At 67.6% G+C, this 383-nt stretch carries 1 protein-coding gene; it reads left to right on the plus strand.

The window, feature by feature from the left end; translation table 11 throughout:
* Window positions 1-383 (plus strand): methyl-accepting chemotaxis protein (locus tag DK459_RS01450; protein WP_233256737.1); only part of this gene is annotated, 383 nt, incomplete at both ends.

Below are 383 nucleotides of genomic sequence, written 5' to 3' on the forward strand. Positions count from 1 at the left end.
AGCGCGTCGGACGTTGCCGAGCGCGGCGGTTCGGCGGTGGCCGAGGTGGTCAATACGATGCAGGGCATTTCGGCCAGCTCGCGCAAGATCTCGGAAATCGTGTCGGTGATCGACGGCATCGCGTTCCAGACCAACATTCTGGCGCTGAACGCGGCGGTGGAAGCGGCCCGCGCCGGCGAGCAGGGCAAGGGTTTCGCGGTGGTGGCGGGCGAAGTGCGCTCGCTGGCGCAGCGCAGCGCGCAGGCGGCCAAGGAAATCAAGGGCCTGATCGAGGACTCGGTGAGCAAGGTGGGTGCCGGTTCGCAACAGGTCGAGCGCGCGGGCGCGACGATGCAGGAGATCGTGGCCTCGGTCAAGCGGGTGACGGACATCATGGGCGAGAT

Origin of the sequence: Achromobacter sp. RW408 (genome assembly GCF_003184165.1) — a bacterium.
GTDB classification, from domain to species: domain Bacteria; phylum Pseudomonadota; class Gammaproteobacteria; order Burkholderiales; family Burkholderiaceae_B; genus Achromobacter; species Achromobacter xylosoxidans.